Origin of the sequence: Hominilimicola sp., from assembly GCF_046972485.1 — a bacterium.
In the GTDB taxonomy this organism is placed as follows: Bacteria; Bacillota; Clostridia; order UBA1381; family UBA1381; genus Hominilimicola; species Hominilimicola fabiformis.
In genome coordinates this window covers 1-5,257 of record NZ_JBKVWU010000144.1, presented here as the reverse complement: position 1 = coordinate 5,257, position 5,257 = coordinate 1, and the positions used below count along the sequence as shown (strand labels likewise).

Sequence of the window (5,257 nt, the reverse complement as noted above, 5' to 3'; positions counted from 1 at the left end):
TAAGGACAGTGTTATCAACGCAAAAAAAGTTGTAAACGATACTTTCGGAAAAGTTGATATACTTGTAAACGGTGCAGGCGGCAATCACCCAAAAGGTACTACAACAAAAGAATATTTTGAAAAAGGCGATATTGAAAATCCCGATGTTGTTTCATTTTTTGACTTGTCAAAGGAAAACTTCAATTATGTATTTGACCTAAATATTGTAGGTACTCTTATTCCTACACAAGTATTTATAGTTGATATGCTTGATAATCCTGGTGCTAATGTGCTTAATATCGCGTCAATGAGTTCGTACCACGCAATTACAAAAGTAAGCGCATATTGTGCCGCAAAAGCCGCTATTTCCAACTTTACAGAATGGCTTGCAGTACATTTTGCAAAAAGCGGTATCAGAGTCAACGCTCTTGCACCGGGCTGGTTTGAAACAGTACAGAATAAAACACTTTTGAGAAATCCGGACGGCTCACTTTCGGAACGTTCAAAGAAAGTTCTTGCTCATACTCCTATGGGACGTTTCGGTGTTCCGGAGGATTTGACAGGCACATTGCTATGGCTTACCGACAGCGCTCAATCAGGTTTTGTTACAGGTGCTACAATCCCTGTTGACGGCGGTTTCCAAGCATATTTCGGAGTTTAATAAAAAAGAAAAGCTTAAAACCTTTCGGTTTTAAGCTTTTTATTATTGGAGGAAGGGATGGGATTCGAACCCACGAACGGCGTAAGCCGTTACAGCATTTCCAATGCTGCGTCTTCAACCACTCGGCCACCCCTCCATACTTGCAGTATTCTATCATAAATTTCGATAATTGTCAATATTAAATAAAAGCAAGTAGTAAATATTTACCCAAGTGCCACATCAAGAATCATCATAAGTGTAAAACCTACTGCAAACATTACAGTACCGATATTTGAGTGATTGCCGTGTGACATTTCGGGAATTAATTCTTCTATTACAACGTACATCATCGCCCCTGCAGCAAAGCTGAGGAAATATGGCAATACGGGTATTATAAAACCGGACGCAACAACTGTAAGTACCGCTCCAATCGGTTCAACAACACCCGAAAGCACGCCGTATAAAAATGCTTTTCCTTTACTCATTCCCTCGGCTTTAAGTGGCATTGATATAATTGCCCCCTCCGGGAAATTCTGAATTGCAATACCGATTGCCAAAGCCAAAGCGCCCATAGCCGATATTTGCATATTTCCTGCAAGATAACCTGCATATATAACGCCCACAGCCATTCCCTCTGGAACATTGTGAAGTGTAACAGCAAATACAAGCATTGTTGTCTTTTTCAATTTACTTTTCGGGCCTTCAGCTTTATCGGTATCCATATGCAAATGCGGTATTATATGGTCCATTGCCAGCAAAAACAATATACCTATCCAAAATCCCACAACCGCCGGTACAAATGCAAACTTCCCCATTTCCGCCGCATAATCCATTGACGGTATAAGCAAGCTCCACACAGACGCGGAGACCATAATCCCTGCCGCAAATCCTGTTAAGGCACGCTGTACCATCTTATTCATCATTTTCTTCATAAACAGTACGCAAGACGCACCAAGTGTCGTACCCAAAAACGGTATCAATATTCCTCTTATAACTTCTCCCATATATTCCTCCATAATAAAATTACATAGGTTAGTTTTAACTAACCTTATTATCAGTTTATCATAATTCACCCTATCTGTCAATACAAAAAGAACAGTTCATAACGAACTGTTCTCTCTGCAAATAAGGGGGTTATTTACCGACTGACTATCGGTTTTAATGTATTTTGTGAGGTCATTAAATATTATCGCCCTTATTTTCTAATTTATACACATTTTATCAATCCAAATGGAATACAAGGTGTAAATCTTCTGAAACAGGACTGTTATCAGGATTTGTTTCCATAATGTCAGCCATAAAGTCCCACCATTTTCTATTGATGGCGGTATCGGCACCCTTTGCCCAAAGTTCTTCATCTTCGATTTCGATATAACCGTAAAGAACCATTGTTTCTTTGTCAAGGAATATTGAATAATTCTTACCGCCGTGTTCGTGAATCATATCCTTCATTTCCGGCCATAACTCATTATGTCTTTTTTCGTACTCCTCAGCCATGCCGTCGTAAAGTTTCATTTTAAAACCCTTGTGTATCATTTCTTTTTCCTCCTTAAATTAACTTAATTTTTTATGTGCCTCGATTGCTATTGAACATTCAAGACGCTTTTTTTCAAATTCACAAGCAAGCTCATAAGGCTTGTTTATGTCACCGTTAAAGTTATACGCATTCGCACTGCAACCACCGCTGCAATAGAATTTCGCAAAACAATTCTTACATTTTTCTTTAGTATACACATTTGAGCGTTCAAACATCTTCTCGATATTTTCATCAATTTTATTTTCATTGACATTACCCATAAGAAAATCCTTGTTACCAACAAATTGGTGACACGGATAAATGTCTCCGTTCGGTGCAACCGCAAGATATTCGTGTCCTGCACCACAACCTGAAAGACGCTTTATCGCACACGGACCTTGGTCAAGGTCAACCATAAAGTGGAAGAAGTTAAAACCTCTGCCCTCGTCATATCTCTTTACATATTCTTCAGTAAGCTTATCATATTCGGCACAGACCTTTTCGATATGCTCACTTGTAAGTGCGTAGTCCTCTGTTTCAGGTGCAACAACCGGTTCAACGCTTGTCTGCTTAAAGCCTAAATCAGCAAGGTGAATTACGTCCTTTGCAAAATCCACGTTATACGCCGTAAACGTACCTCGAACGTAGTAATTATTTTGATTTCTGCTTTCAGCCAAGTCTTGGAACTTAGGAACAATTGTATCGTAAGAACCGCTGCCGTCTACACGATAACGCATTCTGTCGTTAGTTTCCTTTGTACCGTCAATACTCAAAACAACGTTTGACATATTTTCATTAATATATTGTTTAATATCGTCATTTAACAATACACCGTTTGTTGTTACAGTAAATCTGAAATTCTTACCGTGCTTTTTCGCCTCTTCTTTTGCATATTCTGTAATTTCCTTAACAACGCCGAAATTCATAAGCGGTTCACCGCCGAAGTAGTCGATTTCTATATTTTTTCTGTTACCGCTGTTATTGATAACAAAATCAATAGCTTTCTTACCTACTTCCGCACTCATAAGACTTCTGCCACCGTGAAATTCACCTGTATCGGCAAAACAATACTTACATCTCAAATTACAGTCATGTGCAACGTGAATACAAAGAGCCTTTACAACAGATTGCTTATTCCAATTCTTCGCAATTTCGTCATAGCAATCATCTGTAAACAACTGACCTGCATTTACAAGTGCACATATTTCAGCATAGCTTTCCTCCAATTCTTCTTCACTATACTTATCTTTTAAACCTTCTTTAATATAATCGGGACATTTTGCCTCTGCCATAAACGGCTCAAGAGTATAATCAAGCATATCGTACATTACATCATCAACAACGTGTACCGCACCTGAATATACATCCATTACAATATTAAGTCCCAACTGTTTATACTTATGTATCACTTCAAAAACTCCCTATATAAAATCAGAAAATCATCGACCTTAAAAAGCCGATGATTCATCTTTAATGTTCATTTATTCGGCAAAACAATTAGTTTGCTTGTTCACATTTTTGATTTGCAACTGTGCAAGATGTCTTACAAGCTGATTGACATGATGTTTGACATTCTCCGCAACCACCGTGCTTTGCTGAATCCTTTAAATTAGCCTTGTTTAAAGTCTGTACGTGTTTCATATTAAAAACCTCCTTATATTAATTCACTATGAATATATTATAACATACTTTCAAGTGATTGAAAAGGCTTTTTTACAAATATTTTGTATTTTTTCTCACAAAACTTATTTTTCGGCTATTTTCCTATGATGCACCCCAATATTCCCGATGCAAATGTACCGCCTATTACAGCAAGAAAATGCGTGTTAAACATTATTCCATTGTTTACAATCAACGATATTCCGATAAGTACGATCAAATACAGCGCACATACAAGCATTGCGTGAACAAATGCTCTGCTGTTTGCCGCTTTTGATACCGCAATCGTTCCGAGTATCACGCCGATAATAACCGAGGCATACGCTCCGGTTGTGATAATAGTTTCGTCTATGCCTGTAAAATACGAAAGCAGTGCCAATATCAGAATTATAACAAAAGTAACAAGAATTGCAAATATCGTCCCTTTTATCACACCCTTAAAATTAATACCCATAAAAAAACCTCCCTATATATTTACTATAAATATATTAGAGAGGTTTAAATTTTATAACCAATTAGTTTTTAGCTGTTTCAACAGTTCTGATAGCGTCTCTTTCCATCTTTACAACAGACTTTTGATCCGGTGTACCGATGTTACCTGTTTCAATAAAAACATATTCGTCTTTAATTTTAGCAACCTTACCGCAGATACCGCCGATTGTTACAACCTTATCGCCGACTTTCATTGCGTTAATCATTGCCTTTGTTTCTTTTTCTTTCTTTCTTTGCGGTCTTATCATCATAAAGTATAACAATACGATAATAAGAACAAGCGGAAGAATACTTACTATTGTACTCATTACAGGATTAACCTGTTGTGTAGCATTAGGGTCTGCCGCTGTTTGAGTACCTGTCGCCTGTTGTGTATTTGCTGTTTCGCCGTCTGCGAAAACGACTGTTTCTAAAATGTTTGCCATAATAGTTCTCCTTTGATAATTTTTTCTACCTATCTATTATACTATCTATATATGAACTTTGCAATAGATTTAACAAAATATTAACAAATAAAATCTCTCTTACATCAATCGTTTGACGTTTTCAGCCATTTCAACAAGTTTTTGACCTTTTGCGACAAGAAGAGCATGTTCTTTTATGTACTCATTCTGCAACGGGTATATCGACATTCTTTCCGTAAACTCTCTTATTACATTAATGCCTCTCATATTCTCATTATCGTTTCTTATGAGAATACAATATGTTTTATTCAGCTTAAAAAGGCTTGCTTTTGAAAGAATACTTTTATCCATTTCGCTTATAGCGCCGCACATATCATTAAAAGTTTCAAAATAAAATACACATTCCGTACCCAGTTCTTTCTTTTTAGGCTTGACCGAAACAACTTTTTTAAACTGCTCCTCGGTAATTTTTTTTATACCCTTGTTTAAACGTTTAACCAAAATACTTATACCGTCCTGTGACGGAGTAGCCTCAACGACCACTTGGCCGTTATACGGATTAAAACC

General features: G+C 37.2%; 8 protein-coding genes and 1 tRNA gene. 1 reads left to right on the top strand and 8 read right to left on the bottom strand.

All coding sequences use genetic code 11. The features are described 5' to 3' along the window. Positions 1-640: SDR family oxidoreductase (locus ACLTU0_RS10695; RefSeq protein WP_412322420.1), on the top strand; the 640-nt coding region annotated here is incomplete at its 5' end. Between the two features lie 46 nt (positions 641-686). Here ACLTU0_RS10695 and ACLTU0_RS10690 read toward each other — a convergent pair. The 8 genes from ACLTU0_RS10690 to ACLTU0_RS10655 form a co-directional block, all read right to left on the bottom strand. Continuing rightward, positions 687-776: transfer RNA gene (locus tag ACLTU0_RS10690), tRNA-Ser, on the bottom strand. 67 nt (positions 777-843) lie between these two features. Continuing rightward, positions 844-1,623 (bottom strand): ZIP family metal transporter, encoded by a 780-nt coding sequence (locus tag ACLTU0_RS10685; protein WP_022229436.1) that lies wholly within the window; start codon positions 1,621-1,623, stop codon positions 844-846. Positions 1,624-1,840: 217 nt separating this feature from the next. After that, on the bottom strand, positions 1,841-2,155 hold the full coding sequence (gene rhaM, locus ACLTU0_RS10680; RefSeq protein ID WP_022229437.1) for an L-rhamnose mutarotase: 315 nt from the start codon (positions 2,153-2,155) through the stop codon (positions 1,841-1,843). Positions 2,156-2,173: 18 nt separating this feature from the next. After that, the gene (gene scfB / locus ACLTU0_RS10675) at positions 2,174-3,544 is read right to left on the bottom strand and encodes a thioether cross-link-forming SCIFF peptide maturase (RefSeq protein WP_022229438.1); all 1,371 of its coding nucleotides are present in this window, start codon (positions 3,542-3,544) and stop codon (positions 2,174-2,176) included. A gap of 88 nt (positions 3,545-3,632) precedes the next feature. Then, positions 3,633-3,776: a six-cysteine ranthipeptide SCIFF gene (gene scfA / locus ACLTU0_RS10670; protein ID WP_117967162.1), complete on the bottom strand. Its 144-nt coding sequence runs from the start codon at positions 3,774-3,776 to the stop codon at positions 3,633-3,635. Between the two features lie 115 nt (positions 3,777-3,891). Continuing rightward, a complete protein-coding gene (locus ACLTU0_RS10665; RefSeq protein WP_022230526.1) occupies positions 3,892-4,248 on the bottom strand; it encodes a TIGR04086 family membrane protein in 357 nt (118 codons plus the stop codon). A 61-nt stretch (positions 4,249-4,309) separates the two neighbouring features. Beyond that, positions 4,310-4,711, bottom strand: coding sequence for a preprotein translocase subunit YajC (gene yajC / locus ACLTU0_RS10660; protein ID WP_022230525.1), 402 nt, complete (start codon positions 4,709-4,711; stop codon positions 4,310-4,312). A 99-nt stretch (positions 4,712-4,810) separates the two neighbouring features. Then, a partial coding sequence (locus ACLTU0_RS10655) for an adaptor protein MecA (protein ID WP_412322419.1) occupies positions 4,811-5,257 on the bottom strand: 447 nt, incomplete at its 5' end.